This window comes from Thermus thermophilus HB8 (assembly GCF_000091545.1).
Taxonomy (GTDB): Bacteria; Deinococcota; Deinococci; order Deinococcales; family Thermaceae; genus Thermus; species Thermus thermophilus.
Window position 1 is genome coordinate 227,630 of the sequence record NC_006462.1, and the last position, 21,481, is coordinate 249,110.

General features: G+C 66.5%; 21 protein-coding genes, 1 pseudogene and 1 CRISPR repeat array (1 of these 23 only partly in view). Of the genes and pseudogenes, 7 read left to right on the plus strand and 15 right to left on the minus strand.

The genetic code is table 11. From position 1 onward, the window contains the following. Window positions 1–609: a CRISPR direct-repeat array (repeat unit 37 nt; unit sequence GTTTCAATCCTCTACGAGGCTGACGGGGTTTGCAACG) (it extends 306 nt beyond the left edge of the window). 238 nt (window positions 610–847) lie between these two features. The 3 genes from cas2 to cas4 are packed head-to-tail and all read right to left on the minus strand — an operon-like array spanning window position 848 to window position 2,663. Beyond that, on the minus strand, window positions 848–1,132 hold the full coding sequence (gene cas2 / locus TTH_RS11115) for a CRISPR-associated endonuclease Cas2 (RefSeq protein WP_011174371.1): 285 nt from the start codon (window positions 1,130–1,132) through the stop codon (window positions 848–850). Continuing rightward, on the minus strand, window positions 1,129–2,106 hold the full coding sequence (gene cas1 / locus TTH_RS11120) for a CRISPR-associated endonuclease Cas1 (protein WP_164926120.1): 978 nt from the start codon (window positions 2,104–2,106) through the stop codon (window positions 1,129–1,131). The genes cas2 and cas1 overlap by 4 nt, the downstream gene beginning before the upstream one ends. Next, window positions 2,097–2,663 (minus strand): CRISPR-associated protein Cas4, encoded by a 567-nt coding sequence (gene cas4, locus TTH_RS11125; protein WP_024118772.1) that lies wholly within the window; start codon window positions 2,661–2,663, stop codon window positions 2,097–2,099. The genes cas1 and cas4 overlap by 10 nt, the downstream gene beginning before the upstream one ends. Window positions 2,664–3,046: 383 nt before the next feature. On the opposite strand from cas4, the gene TTH_RS11130 reads away from it, so the two are divergent. The 6 genes from TTH_RS11130 to cas6 are packed head-to-tail and all read left to right on the plus strand — an operon-like array spanning window position 3,047 to window position 11,238. Further along, entirely contained in the window at window positions 3,047–4,030 is a 984-nt protein-coding gene (locus TTH_RS11130; RefSeq protein WP_024118773.1) for a helix-turn-helix transcriptional regulator, read from the plus strand. Window positions 4,031–4,047: 17 nt separating this feature from the next. Continuing rightward, complete coding sequence (locus tag TTH_RS11135) at window positions 4,048–6,348, plus strand: hypothetical protein (protein WP_011229080.1); 2,301 nt, start codon at window positions 4,048–4,050, stop codon at window positions 6,346–6,348. 1 nt (window position 6,349) lies between these two features. After that, complete coding sequence (locus TTH_RS11650) at window positions 6,350–7,231, plus strand: hypothetical protein (protein WP_011229079.1); 882 nt, start codon at window positions 6,350–6,352, stop codon at window positions 7,229–7,231. A gap of 1 nt (window position 7,232) precedes the next feature. Further along, entirely contained in the window at window positions 7,233–8,024 is a 792-nt protein-coding gene (locus TTH_RS11145) for a hypothetical protein (RefSeq protein WP_224065255.1), read from the plus strand. Continuing rightward, the gene (gene cas3 / locus TTH_RS11150) at window positions 7,991–10,444 is read left to right on the plus strand and encodes a CRISPR-associated helicase Cas3' (protein ID WP_011229077.1); all 2,454 of its coding nucleotides are present in this window, start codon (window positions 7,991–7,993) and stop codon (window positions 10,442–10,444) included. Before TTH_RS11145 ends, cas3 begins: the two co-directional genes overlap by 34 nt. After that, window positions 10,444–11,238: a CRISPR-associated endoribonuclease Cas6 gene (gene cas6, locus TTH_RS11155; protein WP_011229076.1), complete on the plus strand. Its 795-nt coding sequence runs from the start codon at window positions 10,444–10,446 to the stop codon at window positions 11,236–11,238. Before cas3 ends, cas6 begins: the two co-directional genes overlap by 1 nt. A 438-nt stretch (window positions 11,239–11,676) precedes the next feature. On the opposite strand, the gene TTH_RS11160 is transcribed toward cas6, so the two are convergent. From TTH_RS11160 to TTH_RS11180, 5 genes and pseudogenes are all read right to left on the minus strand, one after another. Further along, window positions 11,677–12,897 (minus strand): IS256-like element ISTth4 family transposase, encoded by a 1,221-nt coding sequence (locus TTH_RS11160; protein WP_011227798.1) that lies wholly within the window; start codon window positions 12,895–12,897, stop codon window positions 11,677–11,679. Between the two features lie 31 nt (window positions 12,898–12,928). Next, window positions 12,929–13,204, minus strand: a pseudogene (locus TTH_RS11165) (transposase); the annotation flags it as partial. Window positions 13,205–13,219: 15 nt separating this feature from the next. After that, window positions 13,220–13,633: a type II toxin-antitoxin system VapC family toxin gene (locus TTH_RS11170; protein WP_008633012.1), complete on the minus strand. Its 414-nt coding sequence runs from the start codon at window positions 13,631–13,633 to the stop codon at window positions 13,220–13,222. Further along, window positions 13,630–13,845, minus strand: coding sequence for a ribbon-helix-helix protein, CopG family (locus TTH_RS11175; RefSeq protein ID WP_008631365.1), 216 nt, complete (start codon window positions 13,843–13,845; stop codon window positions 13,630–13,632). Before TTH_RS11175 ends, TTH_RS11170 begins: the two co-directional genes overlap by 4 nt. 321 nt (window positions 13,846–14,166) lie before the next feature. Next, window positions 14,167–15,081 carry a sialidase family protein gene (locus TTH_RS11180; protein WP_164926121.1) on the minus strand — a complete coding sequence of 305 codons (915 nt, stop codon included), beginning with the start codon at window positions 15,079–15,081 and terminating at the stop codon, window positions 14,167–14,169. A gap of 499 nt (window positions 15,082–15,580) precedes the next feature. Here TTH_RS11180 and TTH_RS11185 point away from each other — a divergent pair, with 499 nt between their 5' ends. After that, entirely contained in the window at window positions 15,581–16,543 is a 963-nt protein-coding gene (locus TTH_RS11185) for a recombinase XerD (protein ID WP_011229073.1), read from the plus strand. Between the two features lie 251 nt (window positions 16,544–16,794). On the opposite strand, the gene TTH_RS11190 is transcribed toward TTH_RS11185, so the two are convergent. Genes TTH_RS11190 through TTH_RS11220 form a run of 7 tightly spaced genes read right to left on the minus strand, consistent with a single transcriptional unit; the run spans window position 16,795 to window position 21,481 of the window. Beyond that, entirely contained in the window at window positions 16,795–17,634 is an 840-nt protein-coding gene (locus TTH_RS11190; RefSeq protein WP_024119813.1) for an alpha/beta fold hydrolase, read from the minus strand. Between the two features lie 10 nt (window positions 17,635–17,644). Further along, window positions 17,645–17,827, minus strand: a complete 183-nt coding sequence (locus TTH_RS11195; RefSeq protein WP_011229071.1) for a hypothetical protein — start codon at window positions 17,825–17,827, stop codon at window positions 17,645–17,647. Window positions 17,828–17,845: 18 nt separating this feature from the next. Then, window positions 17,846–18,622, minus strand: coding sequence for a 2-keto-4-pentenoate hydratase (locus tag TTH_RS11200; protein ID WP_011229070.1), 777 nt, complete (start codon window positions 18,620–18,622; stop codon window positions 17,846–17,848). A gap of 7 nt (window positions 18,623–18,629) precedes the next feature. Further along, window positions 18,630–20,138, minus strand: a complete 1,509-nt coding sequence (locus TTH_RS11205) for an aldehyde dehydrogenase (RefSeq protein ID WP_011229069.1) — start codon at window positions 20,136–20,138, stop codon at window positions 18,630–18,632. A 10-nt stretch (window positions 20,139–20,148) separates the two neighbouring features. After that, the gene (locus TTH_RS11210; protein WP_011229068.1) at window positions 20,149–20,844 is read right to left on the minus strand and encodes a 2-keto-4-pentenoate hydratase; all 696 of its coding nucleotides are present in this window, start codon (window positions 20,842–20,844) and stop codon (window positions 20,149–20,151) included. Then, window positions 20,841–21,035, minus strand: coding sequence for a tautomerase family protein (locus TTH_RS11215; RefSeq protein ID WP_011229067.1), 195 nt, complete (start codon window positions 21,033–21,035; stop codon window positions 20,841–20,843). Before TTH_RS11215 ends, TTH_RS11210 begins: the two co-directional genes overlap by 4 nt. After that, the gene (locus TTH_RS11220) at window positions 21,035–21,481 is read right to left on the minus strand and encodes a DMT family transporter (RefSeq protein ID WP_011229066.1); all 447 of its coding nucleotides are present in this window, start codon (window positions 21,479–21,481) and stop codon (window positions 21,035–21,037) included. The genes TTH_RS11215 and TTH_RS11220 overlap by 1 nt, the downstream gene beginning before the upstream one ends.

Sequence of the window (21,481 nt, forward strand, 5' to 3'; positions counted from 1 at the left end):
ACGAGGCTGACGGGGTTTGCAACGCGGATAGGGCATAGCGATAGGGTGGCCGTAGTGGGGTTTCAATCCTCTACGAGGCTGACGGGGTTTGCAACGGGTACATCACATGGGCGGACGTGGTGAAGAGGAGGGTTTCAATCCTCTACGAGGCTGACGGGGTTTGCAACCCAAAAGACCAAAAGGGCGATAAGGATGCTTATCACTCAGTTTCAATCCTCTACGAGGCTGACGGGGTTTGCAACCAGGAGGGCCGCCGGGGAGTAGCTGGGCTGGGCCCGGTTTCAATCCTCTACGAGGCTGACGGGGTTTGCAACGCTGGTGGACGAGCTGGCTGAGGGGCTTCCCAAGCCGTTTCAATCCTCTACGAGGCTGACGGGGTTTGCAACGGAGGCCCCCCTGGACTGGAGAGAGGGGTATCGGCTGTTTCAATCCTCTACGAGGCTGACGGGGTTTGCAACGTGGCAGCGGTGCCAGATTGACAACGTGGACTACAACGTTTCAATCCTCTACGAGGCTGACGGGGTTTGCAACAGGATTAGGTTGTGCTGTTCAGCCTCCCTTTCCACAACCCAGTTTCAATCCTCTACGAGGCTGACGGGGTTTGCAACGGCCCCCTCCAGGAAGCGGCTCCAGGCGGGGGGTCTTGAGGCCATTTTCGCACGCGGGGGGATTATGCGTCAACCTGGAAGAGGAGCCGTGGGACTAAAGTGGGACTTTCCTTCTCCAGGACGAGTGCGCACGCGCACGAGGGGAAAGAACAAGTATGCAATTCAAAAGAGCAGCCTTCTGTACAGCAAAAACCCCCGGTTTGGCACAGGGGGTTTGCATAAGGTGGCCTTCGCGCTCGCTAGACGAAGTCGGGGTCCTCGAGGCGCTTCAACCCCTCGTGGCCGATGCGCCAGGTGCGTCCCACCGCCTCCGGGGGCAAGAAGTACACCGCCAAAACGTCCTCCTCCTTGTTGACCAGGGCTTCCAGCTTGCCCTTGAGGTGGGCCCACTGCTCCCGGGTCAACCGGGCTTCAAACACGGAGTACTGCCGCCTTTCGCCAAAGCCCTTGAGCAGCTTGGCAAGCCGCGCCCGCCGACGGTCGTCAGGGGTATCGTAGGCGATGACCAGGTACAGTTCCCTCATCGCACCGCAAAAGGCTCGTAGCGGGGAAGCTCCCCTAGGAGGTGCTTGACCAGGATCCGGGCTTGGGCTAAGAGGATTTCGCGATAGGCCAGGCGCTTTCCCAGAAGGGGGTGCTGTATCCGCTCGTTTAGTCGCCCTTCCCAAGCCCTTAAGAACTTGGGCCACGCCTCTTTCCGTAGACGGGGGAAACCTTCGCTGTCGTCAAAGTCCTCGAGGGTCACCCGGCGGTTGTTGAGGAGACTTAGAACCACCGAGTCCGCAAGGACGCTCCGGAACTCTTCCATCAGGTCCAACGCTAACGAGGGGCGGCCGTAGCGGACCTCGTGGAGGTAGCCCACATAAGGGTCAAGCCCGGCCACGAGGAGGGCGCTTTCGCACTCCTTGGCGAGGAGGGTGTAGGCCAGGGAGAGGAGGCTGTTGGCCGGGTCCCGGGGCGGGCGGCGGCTCCGCTCCCCAAAGGCGAACTCTTCCGGCAAAAGCTCTGCAAAGGCCCGGAAGTAGAGGTCGGCGGCCCGACCCTCCGCGCCCCTTAGCGCTTCCTCATCTTGGGCGCGCTCGGCCTCTAAGAGGGCTTCCTTGAGCCTTTCCCAGCCCTCGGCCCCGTTGCGCCTTAGGAAGACGAGGCCATTTCGGATCTTCCCCAAAACGAAGCGCTGGGCCAAGGCGAGCTTCCACGTGGGCTCCAGGTAGGCTTTGAACTGGGCTACCCGAGCAGGAGCGTTCTTGGACGGGGTACGGGTGAGGCCCGCGTAGTAAGTCCCGGTGGGGGAGAGGTAGTGAATACCGACACCCTCTTGGGCGCAGTGCTTGAGGAGGGCTGGGGTTACCACCGCGTTGCCCAGGATCACGATCTCCTCCACCGCGATGAGGGGTTTTTGCAGGAGCACCTCCCGCCCAGCCCGGCGGGACACCTTGAGGGTTCCCCCCTCCTTGGAAAGGTAGGCTTCGTTTTCCAGGACGTAGACTACGCCCACCCCGCCACCCCCTTCCGCCACAGCTCGGGCTGGCAGGCGCCCCGTACGCTACACCCCTCGCACTTGGAGGGGGGAACCTCTACCCTTGGGGGGCGAGGGCTTTGGAGAAGGGCCCGCATTCGGACTACAGCCGCCTCCACGGCGCGAAAGAGCTCTGGGGTGAAAACCACTTCCCGGCGGGTGTGGCTTTTGTGGTAGTAAACGAATCCCCTCCGGGCCTTGATCCCTCTGGATTCCCGGAGACAAAGGGCCTGAGCGGCAAGCTGCACGGCATCGGAGAGGTAGGCCTCTTCCTTGGCCCGGCCCAGCTTGTACTCCACGGGGCAGGCCTCCCCCCGCCGCCACTCCAGCCGATCCACCACTCCAAGAAGCCCAAGCCGGTCCGACCACACCCAAAGCCCGCTCTCCTCCCCCGGCTCGGTGTAGGCCCTTTCGTGGAGGTAGTGGCCCTCAATCAGGTGGTGGTTGGCGTGCGCTTCCCCCAGGACGTACTCCAGATAGAAGCGCCGGGGGCAGTAGACCACCGTGTTCACCTTGGAGAGGGGCAGGTATTCCACGGCTCCCCCATGGCCCATGCCCTAGACCTACCTCGGGGGCGTCGCGCCCTTGGGTGACACGTGTCTGTCACCGAGGGAAGTGGCCGAAAGGTTCTCGGTTGAGCCCTGGAGGTGAGCCGTGGGCCTGCGGTGGGCTTTGACCCTTCTTGTCCTGGGACTGGCCGCCTGCAACGGTGGTGGGTACAACGCCAGCGGCACCTGGGAAGGTGTGGCCACGAACCGGAGCTATCCCTTTCCCTCTCTCGGACCCGCCTTCAAAGCTCGGGCTTTTCCCATGGGATAGGGGCTCCTGGCCCAAAAGACGGCGGCGCTTCTGGAGGAAGGGCGGTAAGCCGGGTGGCCTTTGGGGGGAGGAGGGGTTTGTGGTAGAATGGGCCCAATCTATGGAAAGCCGCCTGCCGGACTTCCTTCGCCTTCTTAGGGAAAGCCCCAAAGGGCTTCCCGTGCGGGAGATCGCCGCCCGGCTCGGAGTGAGGCGGCAGAGCGTTTACCGCCTGAGGGACAAGGCGCAAAGCCTCGGGGTCTGGGTGGAAACCCACGGAGAAAACCCGGAGGTCCCCCCTGGGTGGATGCGCCTCGAGGCGCCCTTAGAAGTGACCGTCCGCCTCACCCTCGAGGAGGCCGAGGCCCTAAGGGCTGCCGTGGAGCGGATGGAACCCTTGACCCCCTTGGCCAAAAGGGCCTTGGAACGCTTGGCCCTCCGCACCCTTGCCGCGCCCGGGAAGGACCGGCAGGACCCCGTGGTCTACACCCCCCTGGCGGACGAGTACCCCCCGGGGCTTTTTGAGCGGGCGGTGCGGGCCATCCGGGAGCGGCGAACCTGCCAGGTCACCTACAAGAACGCCAAAGGGGAGGTCAAGACCTACCGCTTTGACCCCTACGCCCTCATTGCCCGCGACCCGCACCTCTACCTGGTGGGGGCCAACCACAACTCCCGGCGGGCGGGGCACGACCCCGTGAAGGACCTTAGGCTGGACCAGATCCTGGACCTTCGGCTTACTCGCGAGCGTTTTAGGAAGCCCCGCTTTGACGTGCGGGCCTACGCGCAACGCCGCTTCCGGGCCTTCGCCGGGGAGGGGGCTCCCGTGCGGGTCCGGGTGCGCTTTAGCCCTGAGAAGGCGGGCTTCATCCGCCGGACCCGCCGCCACCCCACCCAGGTGGTGGAGGACCTCCCCGACGGGAGCGTGGTCTGGCAGGTGGAGGTGCCCCTCTCTGAGGACCTGGTGCACTTCATCGTGGGCTACGGCCCCCACGCCACCGTGCTGGAGCCCGAGGAGCTGAGGCGGCGGGTGGTGGCCTGGGCCAAGGGGGCGGTGGCGGCAAACGAGGGGGTTTTGTCACCGGAAGGGGTGACGGGACTGGATTAACCTGCCCTGAGGTTAGGATGGAGCGGGTGATGGTACAAGCTTCTACCGTGGCTAGGGCCAAGCGGCTCGTGGCCGACGTGCGTTTCGGCGAGGCTCCTAGGGAAGCCCTCTTGGCCTATAAAGAAGCGCTTGACGAGCCGGAGTTTGCGGCCTTCCTGGAACGGATAGATCCCCGGATCGTACGCTACCTGCGCGTGGCGCCTGGGGGTTCGCAGGCCCTCTCTGATCCCAAGGGCAAGGACCTGCTCCTGTACCTCCATCCCTTGCCCGGTGAGCGCCAGATGCGGGCTGCCTACGAGGTGGCGATTGAGGGCTTCCTGGAGCACCTCGAGGCCAAAGGCTACCCCGTGGTGGAGCGAGGTGCAGGCTGGGTGAAGGCGTACGTGAGCCCCAAGGCCCCGTCCTTGGACCTCGAGGGGGCCTGGAAGGCCTACATAGAGGAAGCCTTTAGCCTGGAGGGGCTTTCGGCTAGGCTTCTTCCCCTTCTGAACTCCGTGCGGCTAGCCGGGCGGGGCATCAGCGCCCCCAAGGTGCCCGTGCCCACCCTGGGAGCCCGGGACTTCCTCGCCGCCTGGTACCTCGCCAACCTGCTTTCCGTCAAAGAGCGTCTAGCCTGGCGGGATCAGGAAATACGCCGCCTAGAGGAGGAGGCTTCCCGCCTTCCTGAAGGTTCGGAGAAGTCCAGGAAGCTCCGGGAGCTGGAAAAGCGGCGGCAGGACCAAGAGAAGGAGCTTAAGAAATACGGGGGGGAGCTTCGGAAGAAGTGGGAAGAAATCGTCCGGGAGGAAGAGAAAAGGGCCGAAAAGCGGCGCAAGCTGGAAGAGCGGCTGCAAAGGGCCAAACCCAAGGATAGGCCCCGCTTAGAGAACGAGCTTTTGGCCCTCGAGCCTCCCCTCGCCGAGTGGGCTCTAGAGGGTCTGGAAAAAGCCAAAGACGACCCCGGACGGCTTTGGACGTGGCTGGACCCGGAAAGCCCCGAGGCTCCCGGGGCGATCCAGAGGCTTAAGCCGTATCTGGGGCGCTTCGGCCCTTTGGCCAAAGGGCAGCTCAACACCGCTGTGGGCAACAAGTTTACCAAGATCCTCGAGGAGCTCCTCCGCCTCCTCAGCCTTTCGTCCCCCGATGTGGAGGTGCCGCCTCTGGTTTCCGAAACCCCCTTTGCCTTGGACCTAAGGGATCCGGGGGATAAAGCCGATGTCTGTTACGGGTGCGGGCGCCCCCTGGGCAAGGACAAGCTCAAGGCCAGCAAGCTGGTGTTCGCCAGCCCAAGCCAGCGCCTGCAAAGCGGAAATGGTCAGGAAGAGCCCTGGGTCTGCCCTTCCTGCGCCGCCCTTGCCCTCCTTTCCCCCATCAAACCCGGGGAGGGGAGCGTCTTGGTGCAGGTAGGAAGCTATGGGGCTCCCGAGGCGGCCAAGCACTTCGCCCGCCTCCTGGTTACGGGAACCCTGCACGTGGCAGCCGGGCGCTACCTGCTCCTAAATAGCCCACAGGTAGGGGGGAAGCCCTTGGCCCAAGCTTTGGGCCGCGTGGTCTACGCCCTCCAGGCCTTGGGGCAAGAGGTAAACCCCAAGGTCCTGGAGCGCTTTCCCTTCTACCTGGTGGAGGGCGCGCAAGAAATCCCCCTTCCCCCTAGAGCGCTCTGGCTTTCCCACGTCCTGCAAAGGGCCTTTGCCTCCCGGCCGGATGAGGGCGGCGAGGTCAACCGCCCCTTGGGGGAGGCCTTGCGCTATGCCCTGGGCGACCTTCCCTGGCATGCCCTGTACACCTTGGCGCGGCGCTATGGCCGGGTGGCCGATCGGTTTTCGCTGGAGGATGGCCTGATGCGGTATGCGAGCCTTTTGGAAAAGGAGGTGGGCATGAAGGAAAACACGGACCTTTCCCAACGTTTCCGGGACGTGGCCGGCCTCACCGGGCTTCTCAGCGCCTGGGTGGGGTACGTGGAGGGCCAGGTGGGCCGGAACTCCCAGGAAGCCAAACGGGCGGTGGTGAAGCTTCTGGATAACCTGGAGCGCCCTGGGGACTTCCTGTACGTGGCCGCCTACCACCTGGACAGCACCCAGGCCCGGCTTTACGAGGCGGGCGGGGCTTTCTTCTACCAGGAGGCCAAGCGGCTCCTCCAGGAGGCGGGGGCCAGGGCGCAGGAGGCGGAGGAAGGCTCGGGCCGCTTCCTGACCGTCTCCCAGGACGACCTTCACCGGGTTTACGCGCACCTGGCGGCGCGCTATCCGGGCAAGGCCTGGGAAGGGTTTATCTACGAGGTGCGTCTAAGTCTGGCCTCGAGGTTCCCCCAGTACATCCGGATGGAGAAGGAGGGTTAGGATGGCGAGCGGACTCACCCCCAAAGGCGAGGCCCTGTACCACTGGGACATCTACGCCCTGCTCTACGCCCCCCAGGAGGTCTACTTTGGCCACGAGACCCAGGTGAACGTGAACCTCATTGAGACCGTAAGCCTCCCCGACGGGAGCGAGCGGGTTTACCTTTCCCCCACCAAGCGCCGCGGGGTGGAGCGGCGGGCCCTCCTTTACGCTCCCGTGGAGCGGAATGGGCAGCACCTTTACCTCACCGACCTCCTGAACTGCGGCATCCCCAACACCTGTGGCCGGGAGAACTGCCCCGTCTGCCGGGTCTACGGGGCCTTGGTCACGGAGCGGCGGGGGAATACCGAACGCACCACTTTCATCGGCCGGCTCACCCACGGAGGTGGCGTGTCCATACCCGCTTGGCAGCCCCTGGAAAAGCAGCGGGCCATGCACCCTTCCGACCTTAGGCGGGAGTCGGGCGAAGAGCCCCAGCCCTTCAGGCGGCAGTACGGGGCTCCGGGCCTCCTCTTCCCCGTGTACAACCACGTCCTTGCCGCGAGCGAAAGGGAGTTCCGGGCGGTGGCCTACGCCTTCCTGGCAAGCCTTCCTCGGCTCGGGGCGGGAAACCCCAAAGGGCTGGACCTCTACGAGGACGAGACCTTCGGCCCCTACCTGGTCCTGGACCGCTACAAGGCCCCTTTGGGGCGGCGGGTGGTCCTCCCGCCCACCCTTAAGGACCCCGGGGAGGCCCTGGCGGAGTTCCGGCGCAGGGCGGAGGATGCCCCCGAAGGAGAAGCGCTTTTCCAGCGCCACCGGGGGAGGGCGGCCTTGGAGGCGCTTCGGAGGTTGGCCAAGGCTTTTGTGGAGGAGGACCTTCCGGCTCTGGCTTCCGCTTCCTAACATGCACGCCATCGCCCTCAGGATCCGGCCCACCTCGGCCCTCACCTTCCGGGTGCTTCCCGGCTCCATCCTGGACATCGCCACCTACCCCTTCGTCCCGCCCACCACCCTTTCGGGATGGCTAAGGCGGCTCTTCTGGGCCCAGGAGGGCCTCCTTCCCCCGGATCAGAGGGAGGGGAACACCCCCCGCTTCTACGTCCTCCCCCGGCGATACCTTCCCCTTGGGGCGTACCCCGTGGGGGAGTGGAGGGTCCACCGCACCCATCGGCATGGGCCAAGGGCCTTCACCCACAGCGAGTTTTCCCGCCTGCGCCGGGAAGGCAAGCCCCCCAAGGGAGGGGACCTTCAGCTGCATACTTGGGAGTACCTCCTGGCCGAGGAGTTTTTGGGGGCGGTTTTGGCGGAGAAGGAGGAGGACCTCCGGCGCCTCCAGGGTCTTGTGGGCTACGGGGCCAAGCTGGGCAAGGAGGGCTTCGCCTACCTCGAGGCCGTGGGCGAACCCCTGGAGGTCCGCCTCGAGGAAGGGGATGCGCCCTTCACCCCCGTTCGTGCGGAAGCCTGGGGCGGGGCCATCCAGGGGGCTTACCCCCTCTACCGCTTCCGCTTTGGGGAGGCTGAAGACCCGGACCCCGCAAGCCCCGACCCCAGTCCGGTCATAGGGTACGAGGGGGCCTACTTTGTTCTCCCCCGTGGGCGGGGCCTGGCCAAAGGTTTTTCCTTGGAAGGGCGGTTTTTCGCTTGGGATCTGGTGGAGTTCCTATGGGCGAGGGCATCGGGAGGGTCTTCTTCCTAAAGGACGAGGTGGGCTTCCAGCCCCTTTCCAACCACCAGGGGCTCGTGGTCAAGCTCCTGGAGTCGTGGCGGGAAGGGGATGAGCCCCTGGCGCTTTCTCCAAAGACCAAGGAGCGCCTCCTCCTTGCGGCGCGGTACCACGACGACGGAAAGCGTTTTACCTTCCACATCGTTCCAGACGGGAAGGGCGGGCTCACCTATAGCTTCCGCGGGCACCGCTTCCGGGTGGCCCAGGCCGTCCAAGACCCCTACGCCCAGGCCCTTATCCGGGGTCACCATGATTACTCCACCCGCGAGGTGGTGAACCTGGCCGCGGACTTCCTCGAGGAGGGCTTGGGCCACCGCTTCCCCGAGGACCTTTTCCTCCTCATGATGGCCGACCAGTTGGAAGCGGAGCTTGCGGTGCGGTTGTGGCAGAGGCGGGCAGGGGAGGTCCGGCCCTTCGTGGAGTTTGACCTGTTACCCGACGGCGAAGGCGGATTCCTCTTGGACCCCTGGCCCTTCCGGGTGGACGAAGTCGCCCTGGACTTCCTGGTCTACTTCCACCCCTACCGGGGCGAGGAGGCCAAGGTCGTGGAGGGGTGGGGGCGGGCCTTGGTGGGCGCTTTGGAGGAGGGGAAGGTGCCCGAGGCCTTCCGAGAGGAAAAACGCCGGGTGCGCCTCAGGCCCTGGGCGGCCGGGGCGAGGAAAGCGGACGACCCCGAGGCCTTCTACGACCGGTTTGGCCTGAAGCCCACCCCCTTCCAAAGGGAGGTCTTCAAGGTAGCGGAGGGGGACCCCGCCCACCTCCTCCTCGCCCCCACGGGGACGGGGAAGACCGAGGCCGCAGCCTTCCCCGCCCTGGCCCGGGGGGAGCGGCTCGTCTTCGTCCTGCCCACACGGAGCCTCGTGGACGACCTGGAGGGGCGCTTTCGCTGCTATCTCAAAATCCTGGCCCAGGAGGAAGGGCGGCCTAAGGCCTTGGTGGTGGACACCGGCCACCGCCAGGCGCGCTTTCGCTTTAGCCCAGATGGCCAAGAGGAGGCCACCAAGGAGCGGCACCTCTACCACGCCGATGTCATCCTCACCACCTTGGACAAGCTCCTCTACCGCTACTTCGGCTACGCCGAGGGGGTCAAATCCTACACCTTTCCCCGGCGGATCCACGACCGGAGGACGCTTTTCGTCTTTGACGAGGTGCACCTTTACGAGGCCACCGCCTGGGTCAACTTCCGCCACCTGATCGCCTCCTTGTACAAGGCGGGCGTGCGCTTTCTGGTCATGAGCGCCACCATGCCCGGGACGTACCGGGAGGAGCTGCTCCTCGAGGGCACCCTGGAGCACCCTGCGGCCAAGCGGCCGAGCCGGGTGCTCCGCTACATGCCCCAGGGCAACCCCATGGAAATCATCCAAAGCCACCGGGGCAAGCGGGTTTTGGTGGTTCTGGAGGAGGTCAAGGAGGCGGCGGAGCTTTACAAGAGGCTCAAAGGGGAGGGGGTCTTCCTCTACCATGGCCGCCTGGCGGAGGGCCAAAGGAGAAGGGTCTTTGGGGAGGTCAAGCGCCGGGACAAGGCCCAGGAGCCTTACCTCTTGATCACCACTCCCGCCATAGAGGTGGGGGTGGACCTGGACGCAGAGGTTCTGGTCACGACCCTCTGCCCGCCGGAAAACCTTCTGCAACGCCTGGGAAGGGTGAACCGAAGGGGAGGGGGCCAAGGGGAGGCCTACGTGGTGGGGGAAACCTACCCCGACTACCTCGGAAGCCTGCCGGAGGGCTACTTGGAACTCCTAAAGGCGCTGGATGGGCAAGACCTGGCCCAAGGGGGGGAGGAGCGCCTTCGGCAGGCCATCCGCTACCCCAAGTACCTGGACCCCAGGGCGGAAACCTTCTTTGAGGCCCTGCAGGACTACGTCTACGGGCTGGACCTTACCCAAGAACCCCTCCACCGCAAGGGCTTCGTGGCCACCCGGGGTTGGACGCCCAGCGTGCGCCTCCGCCAAGGAGAGGACGAGGTGGAGGTTCCCATAGACCGGCTTGTCGGCAGGAAGGAGGAGCTCACTCCCGTCCGGGTTGTGGAGCGGCTTTTGACCGATGGAGAAACGGGCAACCGGCGCCGGGAAGAGGTTCCATTGCGCTCTGGGGAGCTTTACGGACGGGAGCTGGTGTTGAACTACCCCTACCCCTACGACCCAGAGCTGGGCTTCGTGGAGTTGCCCAAGGTGTTTCAGCGCCTTCGCCATCCCGACCCCCAACGGGTCCAGCTTCTCTACGCCCCGGAAAAGGACGCGGGCGAGGCGCCGGAAGGCGTTATGGACACCGATCAGGTAACGGGCGGGGGAAGACGGGTTCTCTGGTATCTGGGGGAGTCGGCCTGGGCGGAACCCGCCAAGAGCGGGGAGGTGGCCGAAGAGACCGAGGAAGAGGAAGAAGAGGGGGACTGATGCCTCAGGCCGTGGTCCTCGAGCTCGTGGGGGAAAAACCCCCCCTTTACCCCGCCCGCTATGCCCACGGCCTCTTCTTTGCCCTGCTTTCCCGGGTAAGCCCGGAGCTGGCCCAGAAGCTCCACGAGGCTCCGCGCAAGCCCTTCACCCTGGCGCCGCTTCCCAGGGCTGGCCCCGAAGGGGCCACCTTGAAGGGGACCCTGAGGCTCCGCCTTACCACCCTGGACGATGGCCTTTTTGCGCCCTTTCTGCGGGCCCTCCTGGAGGCCGCCCCGGATGGGCTTCCCCTGGGGGATAGTTCCTACCGGCTGGCGCGGGTCCTGGCTACCCGCGAGGGGCACCCCCTGGCCGGGGCCACCTCCTGGGAGGAACTCAAGGAGGCCCCCAAGCGGGAAAAGGCCACCTTTCGCTTCCTTACCCCCACGGTCTTCGCCACTTCTAAGCCGGGTGGGCGCACCCGCTACACTCCCTTGCCCGACCCCCGCCTCATCGCAGGCTCCCTCCTGGACAAGTGGCAGGCTCACAGCCCCTTTCCTTACAACCCAAAGGAAGAGGCCGCCTTGCGGGAGCTTTTTGAGCTGGACCTCGAGGTGGCAGGCTTCCGCAACCTGCGCTTCCACCGGGTACAGGCAGGAAAGGGCTTTTTCCCCGGTTTCACGGGTGAGGCGACCCTGAGGCTTTGGAGCCAGAGCCTCGAGGCCCAGGAGGCCCTGGGGCGCCTCCACGCCCTAGCCTTCTTCAGCGGCGTGGGGGCTAAGACCCCCTACGGCATGGGCCTGGCAGTCCCCCTCTAGCGAGCGCGAAGGCCACCTTATGCAAACCCCCTGTGCCAAACCGGGGGTTTTTGCTGTACAGAAGGCTGCTCTTTTGAATTGCATACTTGTTCTTTCCCCTCGTGCGCGTGCGCACTCGTCCTGGAGAAGGAAAGTCCCACTTTAGTCCCACGGCTCCTCTTCCAGGTTGACGCATAATCCCCCCGCGTGCGAAAATGGCCTCAAGACCCCCCGCCTGGAGCCGCTTCCTGGAGGGGGCCGGTTGCAAACCTCGTTAGCCTCGTAGAGGATTGAAACATGGACTTCCTGCACGAGCCCTTCGAGCTCGCCATGTTGCAAACCTCGTTAGCCTCGTAGAGGATTGATACTGTCTTGCCTGTCAAGCGACCCCTTGATCTAGCTGGGTCGCGTAGTACTCCCTGAGCCTTCCCATCATCCGCCTGAGGAGCTTGGGTCGTGTCAAGGACTCTGTGTAAGAGTCTGTGTACGGGGGGCATACCGCTCCTGAAGCATCTTCTCCAGCACCTCCTTCACCTCCGAGAACCCCTTTAGTTTCCGTTCTGCCCACCTCCCTTCCTGCCTCTCCGACTCCAGGTAAAGAAGCTTGTACACCGCCTCTTCCTTAGGAAACTTGTGGTCCCGCACCTTCGTCCCCCGCCGTAGCTCCCGGATAAACCGCTCCATCAGGTTGGTGCTCCGCAAGTACGGCCAAAGCACCTTGGGGTACCCGTAGAACCGCAGGAAGGCCCCCGAATCCTGTACCCAAAGCCCCACCACCCCCGGGTACCGCGAACCCCAGGCGGCCTTCACCTCCTCCAAGGCCCCAAGAGCTTCTTCCCGGCTCTCCGCCCCGTACACCCGCCTCAGGTCCTCCGCCAGCAGGGCCCGGTCCCGGGAGCGCACCTGGGACAGGCTCCACCGCACCCCGTGCACCACGCACCGCTGCCATTCCGCCTGAGGGTAGACCCTGCGGATCGCTTCAGGAAGCCCGGGCAGCCCGTCGGTGACAAAGAGCAACACCCGCCGCAGGCCCCGCTGCCAAAGCTCCCCCAGGACCCCCTCCCATCCCAGGGCGCTCTCCGTGGGCAAAAGCCAGAACCCCAGGACCCGCCTCTCCCCATTAGGGGCGATGCCCAGGGCCACATACACGCTTTCCCGTACGATCCCTTCTCCTTCCCTGAAGACCTTTAGGGAAAGCCCGTCCAGGTAGACGAAGGCCATCTCCTCGGGCAAAGGCCGGGTGCGGAAGGCTCCTGCCGCCTCCAGGACCTCGTCCGTCAGGGCGCTCAGGGTCTCGTGGGAGTAGCGGTGGCCCAGGAGCAGGCTCAGTATCTCGGCCGCCTTGCGCTGACTGACCCCGGCGGCGTACAAGGCCACAGCTACTTCCCCCACGTCCACCAGGCGGCGGGCGTAGGGCTTAAGGAAAGCCGGGTAATACCGAGATTCCCGATCCCTAGGGACCTTCAGGTCCACCTGGCCGAAGGTGGTCTCCAGCTTGCGGGGGTAGTAGCCGTTCCTGCGGCCTCCGTGCACCTGCAAGAAGGCTGTCCGGTCCAGCTCCAGAACCGTCTGCAAAACCTCGGCCACCGTCTCCCGCACCGCTTCCCTCAGCAAGATCCGCAAGGTATCCTGGTCCACGGGGCACCTCCTCGTTCCAAGGTGTGCCCCCCTATTAAACACGGACCCTTACACATAAATCCTTACACGACCGGAGCTTGTGGGCCACAGCCAAAAGCGCCTGCTTTTTTCTCTTCCCTCGGGAGAGCAAACGGTGGTAGAAGGCCCGCATCTCCGGGTCATGGCGCACCGCCACCAGGGCGCCCATGTAGAGCTTTCGCCGCAGGAGGGGGGGTCCTTTCCTGGAGAGCTGGCTCCTCTCCACGCTCTTTCCCGACTCCTCCCGCTCGGGGATGAGCCCCGCGTAGGAGGCCGCCCTCTTCGCCCGGCCCCAGAGCTCTGGGGGCAGGAGGGCCAGCACCGCTGCCGCCGCCAGGTAACTCCATCACGGGGTCCAGAAGCGGAGGGCGGGAAAGGCCCCCAGGTCCCGGTAGTTCAGCGTCCAAACGGGCGCCCCAAGCCGCAGGGCGAGGAGGGCCACGCCCGTGTCCTCCAGGGTGCCCCCCCATCCGGGCAGCCGGGCGAGGAGAAGGCACACTTCCTCCAGGTCTTCCAGGGTGAAGGGCACCACCACCACTCCCTCCTCTACCTTGGCCAGGCCCTCCCGCGCCGCCTTCGGTCCCGCCTGGAAGAGGAGCCACTTGAACACCTCAAAGAGGACGGGCATGGGCAGGAAGAGCCGGGCGCCGCCCTCGGCGAGGCGGCGGAAGCCCCTCACCGCCTCCTCGTGGTCCGGGTCGGAGCGGTGGAGGAGGGCGATGAGGGGCCCCGCGTCCAAGACCAGCCGCTCTGGGATCACCGCTCCTCGCGGATGAGGGCGTCGTGCTCCCGGGCGGAAAGCTCGGCCCTCTCCACCAGCCCCGCAACCTCCAGGAGGGCCTCCGGGCGCTTGACGAGCTCCCGCTCCAGGAGCTCCCGCACCAGGGCGGAGAGGCTGAGGCCGGGGCGGGCCTTGCGGTAGGCCTCCACCTCCTGGGCCAGGTGGTCGGGAAGGTAGATGGTCACCCGCATATCACACATCATCATACCAGGCCGCCCCCCAGGGCGCGGCCTACCTCCAGGTGCGGGTACCCATGGGGACGGCCCCCCGGGGCCTACCGGGTGCGCCTGGAAGGGGGTGGGGCCTGGGCCACGGCGGAGGTCCAGGTGGAGCGGTTCCTGCCCGAGTTCCCGAGGCGCTACGAGGTGCGGTGGTACCCCGACGGGAGCCGGGCGGTGGTGGCCTGGGACCTCGAGGCCCTCAAGGTGTGGGCTGAGGGGGTAAAAACGCCGAGGCCTCGTAAGAGAGCCGGCCTCTGGCCCGGAGATGTTGAGCCCCAAGGAATGACCCCTCTACTCCCTGCGGATCAGAATGTGCCCGTAATCCCCCACCGCCACATAGAGGCCGTTGCCGTAGGCGACGGCGTTCAGGCTTCTGTAGCCGGGAAGGGGCTCCTCGCTCCAGCGGAGGCCGTCCTGGGAGAGGAAAGCCTTCTCCCCCCACCCCACGGCCACCCACCTTCCGTTGGCGTAGGTTGCCGCCCTAGCGCCTAGGCCGCTCACCCTGGTCCAGGTCAGGCCGTCCGTGGAGGTAAGCGCTTCGCCTCTGTAGGGGACGAAGACCAGGAAGCGCCCTCCGCCGAAGACCGCGTTTCCAAGGTTGGCGTCTGTCCCCGAGGAGACCGCCTGCCAGGCCAGCCCGTCGGTGGAGGTGAAGAGGCGGCCCAGCTGTCCGGAAACCACGAAGCGGCCGTTTCCGTAGGCCACGCCCTCGAGCCCCTGCGCGTCCAGGTTCACCCGCTGCCAAGCCGAAGCCCCGGCGTCTTGGGACACCAGGAGCTGGGAGAAGGCCCCCGTGGCCACCCACCGTCCGCCGCCGTAGGCCACCCCGTTGAGGTACTGGAGGGCTGACCCGGTGCCATGAACCTTAGTCCAGGAGTATCCGTCCGGCGAGGTGAGGATGGTCTCGTCAAACCCCACCGCCACGAAAAGGCCGTTGTCGTAGGCGATTCCATTGAGGAAGGATTGGGCATCGTAGGAAACCCGCGTCCAGCTTTGGCCGTCGCGGGAGACCAAAATCGTAGACTTGCCGGACGCCCCTCCCACCGCTACGAACACCCCGTTGCCGTAGGCCACGCCTGTGAGGGTGTCGCTGGTCCCCGAGGAGACCTCGCGCCAGGGGGAGGAAGCCCCTGGAGGCTCCGAACCTTGAAGTCCGCTACAGGCCACCAGAACCAAAGCCGTGAGCGCGAGAAGCCACCGCTTCATGCTCTCCTCCCTGAGGGGCACGGTTCAAGGGGGGAAGCTTCCGAGCACAATTCGGACGGGCCCCGAAAACAAATCTACCACGGGCCTGAGCAAGCCTTGGCCCAAACACCCCAGACCCCAGGCTTGGGCGGCCTACGCCACCCGCCACTGGGGAGCCTGGCGGAAGAGCTCCAGGAGGTCCCGCTCCCCTTGGGATAGCGGTACCAGGGGCCCTGGTGGGGGTGGAAGCCTCCTGCGTTGCGTGGCCCAGCCCCGAAGGGGGACCTGACGGCAGTGCCCCATCTATCGGGCTTGGGATTTTCCATCTCTTCTCCTCACTTTCATGTTAGCCTTGCACCTCCCCCCCACCCCGCCCCCTCAACCCTCGCGGGAAGAGGGTTCAGGGCGTGGGAAATGGGGTAGAGAAGGGAGAGAAAGAAGAGGGGAGTGGGAAGGAGTGGGGGGAAGAAGCGGGATTCGGTTGTGGTTGGGGGGGTGGGGTGATAAGATGGGAGTGAGGATGAGAGAAGGACTTGGGCTGGAGGTCTGGGACCACCCCGAGGAGCGAAGGCGGGTGGTAGGGGAGGCGTTGGCGCGGTGGGACGAGGCGCTCCTCAAGGAGGCCCTCTGGGCCTACCTCGTGCGCCACCGCAAGAAGCCCGACCGGGCGGCCCCCCACTACGTGGGCTACTTCGTCCGCTGGCTCGCCCTGAAGGGGAGGCGGTGGCCCCATCTGGAGCCCGAGGACCCCAAGGCCTTCCTCCTGGAGGCCAAGGAGAAGGGCTTCCCCGGAGGGGAGCGGGGACCCATGGCCTGGAGCACCGTGGAGCGGGCCCGGGCGAGCCTCAGGCACCTCTTCCCCTTCCTGGACTGGGCCGGGCATCCCATGCCCTCCCATGTGCGCCTCCCCTCCCGGCAGGAGCTTCCCGTGGTCGCCCCCTCCCGGGCCATGCCCGAGGAGGCCTACCGGGACCTCCTGGAAAAGGCCGGGGCCTATCCCCTCGCCTACTGGCGTCCCCTCCTCCGGGTCCTCCTCGTCCTCCTGGGAGAAGTCGGCCTCACGGTGAAGGAGGCCGTGGAGCTCTGGCAGGAGGACGTCCGGGAGAAGGTCCTCCTGGTGCGGGGGGCCAAGCTCCGGGAGGTCCCCCTCTCCCCCCTCGCCCGGGAGGTCCTCGCCGACTGGCTCCCCCAGAGGGCCTTCCTCGCCTCCCACCAGCCCCTCCCCTACCCCCACCTCCTCCTCAAGCCCGCCCCGGGGAAGAACCGGGGGAAGCCCCTTGGCCTGGAGGAGGCCAAGTGGATCCTCACCGAGTTCGCGGACTTCGCCGGGGTGAAGGCGGAGGGCAAGCGGCGGGCCGACCTCGCCCTCCCCTTGCGCTGGCGGGCCATCCGCCGCTTCCTCAAAGAAGGCCACCCCAGGGAGAAGGTGGCCTACTGGACCGGGATGAAGAGCCTCGTGGTCCCGGGGTGGGGGGAGGAGTGAAGTGCGCTTCGCGTTCCCAAAAACCCGTCGCTCCCGGGGATTACCCCCCTCCCCCAGGCTTGGGGTCTTTGGGTCCCAAGCCGGGGGTTGTCCGGGCAAGAGGCCTACCCCAGCCCCCCGTCTACCTCTACCCCGCCGTCCTCCACGCGCTTCAGGAAGTCCCCCCACCGCCACGAGCCCCTCCCCGGCGAAGGGCCTGAGGGCCATGGGCCCCATGGCCAAACCTTTAAGCGCCTCCGTCTTGGCCGCCTTCATAGCTCCCCCTTGAGAAAGGCCCGCACCAGGCGGTGGAAGGTCGCCGCCTGCTCGATCTGCACCCAGTGGCCCGTCCGCCCCAAAAGGACCAGGTGGGCGTTTGGCAGGTGCTCCATGAGGTAGAGGCTCGTCTCTATGGGCACGATCCCGTCCCGGTATCCGTGGAGGATGAGGACGGGGTGGTCCATCCGCTTGAGGGCCGAGGGAGGCACCACCAGCTGGTCAATGGCCTCCTGCCTCGGCCTCGGCCACATGGCCTCAAAGCTCCGACGCACCTCCGGCCTCAGGGCGGCCTCGAGGCGCATCCGGGCGATCTCCTCGAGGCGGTCCCTGACGAACCCCTCGTCAAAGGCGAACCAGCGGATGGCGTTCCTCATGGCGCTTAAGGTGGGGTCCTCGTAGAAGCCCCAGATGCGGTCCAGCTCCGGGGTCAGGCGGAAAGGCCCCCCCACAGGCCCCATGAGGACCACCCTCCCGAAGCGCTCCGGGGCCTCCATGAGGAGGTGGAGGGCGATGGCCCCCCCGAGGGAGTTCCCCACCAGGTGGGCCCGCTCCAGCCCCAGGGCGTCCAAAAGCCCCAGGAGCTGGTCCACCCAGAGCCGCATCCAGGCCCTCGCCCCCCGGGGGGGCGGCTCGGGGTGGGTGCTCTCCCCGTAGCCCACAAGGTCCGGGGCCAGGCAGAGGAAGTCCCGCCCCAGCTCCGGCAGGGCCAGCTGCCAGTTGGAAAGCCCCGTGGCCCCCGGCCCCGAGCCGTGGATGAAGAGGACCGCCTCCCCCTCGCCCGCCCGGTGGAGGTGGGTTAGGAAGGGTCCCGTGGCGACCTTGACGCTTTCCATGTCTACCTCCTTAGGCCCACCGCGAAGGGCTTTGGGCCTCATCCCCCTTCGGCGCCTCCTCCAGGACGAAGACCCTAAGCCTCCCCTTGGGGGTGCCGAGGACCTCCTGGAAGATGGCCTCGGCCTCCTCCTTCAGGGCCTCCCTCTCCTCCCGGGTGAGGGGCTTCTCCCGGGAGACTAAAACCTCCAGCATGGGCACGAAGACCACCCCCTAGGCGAAGCGCAGGGAAAGGGCCCTCCCCCCCGTCCCCACCAGGGTGAAGAGGTCCCCCGGGCCTGCGGGCTGCACCGGGGCCCAGGCCCCGGACATCACGATGTCCCCGGGCTCCAGGGCCACCCCGAAGGCGGCGAGGGTGTTGGTGAGCCAGGCCACGGCCCTCGCCGGGTGGCCGAGGCAGGCCGCCCCCGCCCCCTGGGCCACGGGTTCCCCGTTCTTGTAAAGCACCAGGCCCAAGGCGGAGAGGTCCTCCTCCAGAAGGGCCTTCTCCCAAGGCCCCACCACGAACCCCCCATAGGAGGCGTTGTCGGCGATGGTGTCCTCAATGCGGATCCGCCAGTCGCGGATCCTGGAGTCCACGATCTCTATGGCGAAGGCCACGGCCTCCGTGGCGGCGAGCACCTCCTGGGGCGTGACCCCGGGGCCCTCCAGCCTCCTCCCGATGAGAAAGGCGAGCTCCCCCTCCACCCGGGGCTGGAGGAAGAGGCGGGCCTCCACCTCCACCCGCTCCCCCACGCCAAAGAAGCGGCTTTCCCAAAGGTTGCCGAAGTCGGGCTGGTCCACCCCGAGCTGCTCCTGCACCGCCTTGGAGGTGAGGCCGATCTTCCGGCCCACCACCCGGTCCCCCTTCCCTAGGCGCAGGGCGTTCCAGGCCTCCTGCACCCGGTAGGCGGCCTCTATTCCCTTGAGGCCCCGGTCGGAGAGGGGCTCTATGGGCCTCCGCTCCTCCCAGGCCCGTTCCAGTTCCTCGGCGAAGGTTTCCGGGCGCATGGCTCTCCTAGCGGTTGGCGATGCAGACGTTCTTGGTCTCGTAGTAGAACTCGTAGCCGTAGTGGCCGCCCTCCCGGCCGATCCCCGACTGCTTGGCCCCGCCGAAGGGCACCCGGAGGTCCCGCACGAACCAGTCGTTCACCCAGACCGTGCCCACCTCCAGGGCCTCGGAGACCCGCACCGCCTGGCCCACGTCCCGGGTCTGGACGATGGCGTTCAGGCCGTAGGGGGTGTTGTTGGCAAGCTCTATGGCCTCCTCCTCCGTGTCAAAGGGCATCACCACCACCATGGGCCCGAAGATCTCCTCCTGGCAGACCTTGTCCGAGGGCTTCACGTCCACCACCACCGTGGGCTCCAGGAAGTAGCCCTTGTCAAAGGGGTGGGGAAGCTCAGGGCGCCTGCCCCCGGTGAGGATGGTGGCGGTTTCCCGGGCGATCTCCACGTAGGACATCACCTTGTTCAGGTGCTCCTCGGCGATCAGGGCCCCCATGCGGGTCTCGGGGTCCAGGGGGTCCCCCACCTTGAGGGACCGGGCCGCCTTCACCAGCCTCTCCAGGAAGGGCTCGTAGACGGAGCGCTGGACCAGGAGGCGGGACCCCGCCAGGCACACCTCCCCCTGGTTGAAGAAGCTCGCCCGCATGGTCACCTCCACCGCCCGGTCCAAGTCGGCGCTTTCAAAGATGAGGTTGGGCGCCTTCCCCCCAAGCTCCATGGAGAGGCGCTTGAGGGTGTCGGAGGCGTTCTTCATGATGATCTTCCCCGTGGTGGTCTCCCCGGTGAAGGAGATGAGGCGCACGTCGGGGTGCTTGGTGAGAAGCTCCCCGGCGGAGTCCGGCCCAAAGCCGTGGACCACGTTGAAGACCCCCGGGGGAAGCCCCGCCTCGTGGGCGCACTTGGCGAGGAGCCAGGCCCCGAGGGGGGTGAACTCCGCGGGCTTGAGCACGGCGGTGTTCCCGAAGGCCAGGGTGGGCCCGATCTTCCAGGTGGCGAGCATGCTGGGCATGTTCCATGGGGTAATGAGGGCCGCCACCCCCACGGGGAAGCGGAGGACGTAGTTGATGTAGCCGTTTTCCATGGGGTAGGCCTCGGAGCCGTGGGTCACGGCGAAGTCGGCGAAGAACTCGATGTTGTTGGCCATCCGGTCCACGTACCCCAGGCGGTTCTCGTGGATGGGCCGGCCCACGTCCAAGGTCTCCAAGACCTCAAAGACCGGCTTGTACTCCCGGATCTTCTCCGCGAAGCGGCGGAGGTAGGGACGGCGCTGGCTCGGCGGCATCTTGCTCCACTTCTTGAAGGCCTCCTTGGCCGCGGCCACCGCCTGCTCCACCTCTTTTTCCCGCCCCTCGGGGGCGGTGCCGATCACCTCCCCCGTGGCCGGGTAGACCACGGGGAAGAAGTTTTCCCCCCGCACGAACTCCCCCCCGATGTAGTGGGTGACCTCGAGGGGAAGCCGGAAGGGAAAGCCCAAAGCCTCAAGCCGCTCCACCGTCTCCTTGTAGATCTTGGGTTCCACCATGGCGCACCTCCTACACCACCCGGGCGAGGAGCACGTCCCCCCCGCCCCAGACCTCCAGGACGCCCCGCGCGAGGGGCACCGCCTGGGCCGGGGAGCCCAGGAAGACCACCTGGCCCGCCCGAAGCCCCCCGACCCTCTCCGCAAGCCAAAGGAGCCTCCTCCCCGGGTCCCCCAGGGCCTCCACGGGGCCCTCGGCCACCTTCTCCCCGTTCAGGTAGGCCCGGAGGCTTCCTTGGGGAAGCCGGGAGAAGCGCCTCCTTCCCAGGAGGAAGCCGCCCCCGGAGGTGTTGTCCGCCACCACCTCGGGGAGGGTGAAGCGGTAGCCCTCCCACACCGAGTCCAGGACGTCCACGGCAAGGAAGTACCCCCCCACCGCCCGATAGGCCTCCCCCACGGAGGCCCCGGGGGGCAGGTCCTCCTTCAGGACCACGGCCACCTCGGGCTCGAGGCGGGGCTGGACAAAGGCCTCCAGGACCACCCGCTCCAGGAGCATCCCCGGGTGCACCCGGCCGAAGATGGGTTCGGCGATCCCCATCTGCCGCTGCTTGGCCTCGGAGACCAGGCCCAGCTTGTAGCCCTTGAGGGGCCCGGGGAAGAGGGCTTCCTGGATGCGGTAGGCCTCCTCCAGGCCCACCCCCCAGTCCCGCCCGCCGGAAAGGGTCCTCCTCTCCGCGCGGGCCTTCTCTACCGCCTCAAGAAGCGTCATGTCCCCTCCTTGTCCGAGAAGAGCACGCCCCCCGCCGCCCACTGGTCCCGGCGCACCTCGTAGAGGATGACCCGGACCTCCTCGTAGGGCTCGCCGAGGAGGCGGGAAGCCATCTCCGTGAGCCTCCGCACCAGCTCCCGCTTCTTCTCGGGGGGGCGGCCCTCCAGTAGGGTCACCTTGAGCACCACCATCAGAACCTCCGCACCAGGTAAGCCCCGAGGAGCACCAGCAAGAGGCCGAGGAGGCGGGGGAGGTTCACGGGATGGCGGGCGTAGAGGAGACCCAGGTGCTCCAGGAGGAGGGAGGCGAGAAGCTGCCCGGCGATCACCAGGGCGAAGGTGAGAAGAGGTCCAAGCCTAGGCGCCAGGACGATCACGGAAACCACGTACACCGCTCCAAGAAGCCCTCCCACATACACCCACGCGGGGGCCTGGAGCATCCGGCCCCAGGGCCAGGAGGGCCCTGTGAGGAGAAGGGCCAGAAGGAAGAGGGCCAGGGTGCCCACGGCGAAGGAGACCAGGGCCGAGCGCACAGGCCCCCCCACCACCCGGGCGAGCTCGGCGTTGACCCCCGCCTGCAAGGGGAGGACCGCCCCCGCTAAGAGGGCCAGGAGGACCCAGGCCCCCACTAGCCCCAC

Excerpts from the sequence above, each read along its gene's own strand:
- cas2 (WP_011174371.1), bottom strand. The coding sequence starts at position 1,132 with ATGAGGGAACTGTACCTGGTCATCGCCTACGATACCCCTGACGACCGT.
- TTH_RS11130 (WP_024118773.1), top strand. The coding sequence starts at position 3,047 with ATGGAAAGCCGCCTGCCGGACTTCCTTCGCCTTCTTAGGGAAAGCCCC.
- TTH_RS11135 (WP_011229080.1), top strand. The coding sequence starts at position 4,048 with ATGGAGCGGGTGATGGTACAAGCTTCTACCGTGGCTAGGGCCAAGCGG.
- TTH_RS11650 (WP_011229079.1), top strand. The coding sequence starts at position 6,350 with ATGGCGAGCGGACTCACCCCCAAAGGCGAGGCCCTGTACCACTGGGAC.
- TTH_RS11145 (WP_224065255.1), top strand. The coding sequence starts at position 7,233 with ATGCACGCCATCGCCCTCAGGATCCGGCCCACCTCGGCCCTCACCTTC.
- cas3 (WP_011229077.1), top strand. The coding sequence starts at position 7,991 with ATGGGCGAGGGCATCGGGAGGGTCTTCTTCCTAAAGGACGAGGTGGGC.
- cas6 (WP_011229076.1), top strand. The coding sequence starts at position 10,444 with ATGCCTCAGGCCGTGGTCCTCGAGCTCGTGGGGGAAAAACCCCCCCTT.
- TTH_RS11175 (WP_008631365.1), bottom strand. The coding sequence starts at position 13,845 with ATGCGGGTGACCATCTACCTTCCCGACCACCTGGCCCAGGAGGTGGAG.
- TTH_RS11180 (WP_164926121.1), bottom strand. The coding sequence starts at position 15,081 with ATGAAGCGGTGGCTTCTCGCGCTCACGGCTTTGGTTCTGGTGGCCTGT.
- TTH_RS11185 (WP_011229073.1), top strand. The coding sequence starts at position 15,581 with ATGAGAGAAGGACTTGGGCTGGAGGTCTGGGACCACCCCGAGGAGCGA.
- TTH_RS11190 (WP_024119813.1), bottom strand. The coding sequence starts at position 17,634 with ATGGAAAGCGTCAAGGTCGCCACGGGACCCTTCCTAACCCACCTCCAC.
- TTH_RS11195 (WP_011229071.1), bottom strand. The coding sequence starts at position 17,827 with ATGCTGGAGGTTTTAGTCTCCCGGGAGAAGCCCCTCACCCGGGAGGAG.
- TTH_RS11200 (WP_011229070.1), bottom strand. The coding sequence starts at position 18,622 with ATGCGCCCGGAAACCTTCGCCGAGGAACTGGAACGGGCCTGGGAGGAG.
- TTH_RS11205 (WP_011229069.1), bottom strand. The coding sequence starts at position 20,138 with ATGGTGGAACCCAAGATCTACAAGGAGACGGTGGAGCGGCTTGAGGCT.
- TTH_RS11210 (WP_011229068.1), bottom strand. The coding sequence starts at position 20,844 with ATGACGCTTCTTGAGGCGGTAGAGAAGGCCCGCGCGGAGAGGAGGACC.
- TTH_RS11215 (WP_011229067.1), bottom strand. The coding sequence starts at position 21,035 with ATGGTGGTGCTCAAGGTGACCCTACTGGAGGGCCGCCCCCCCGAGAAG.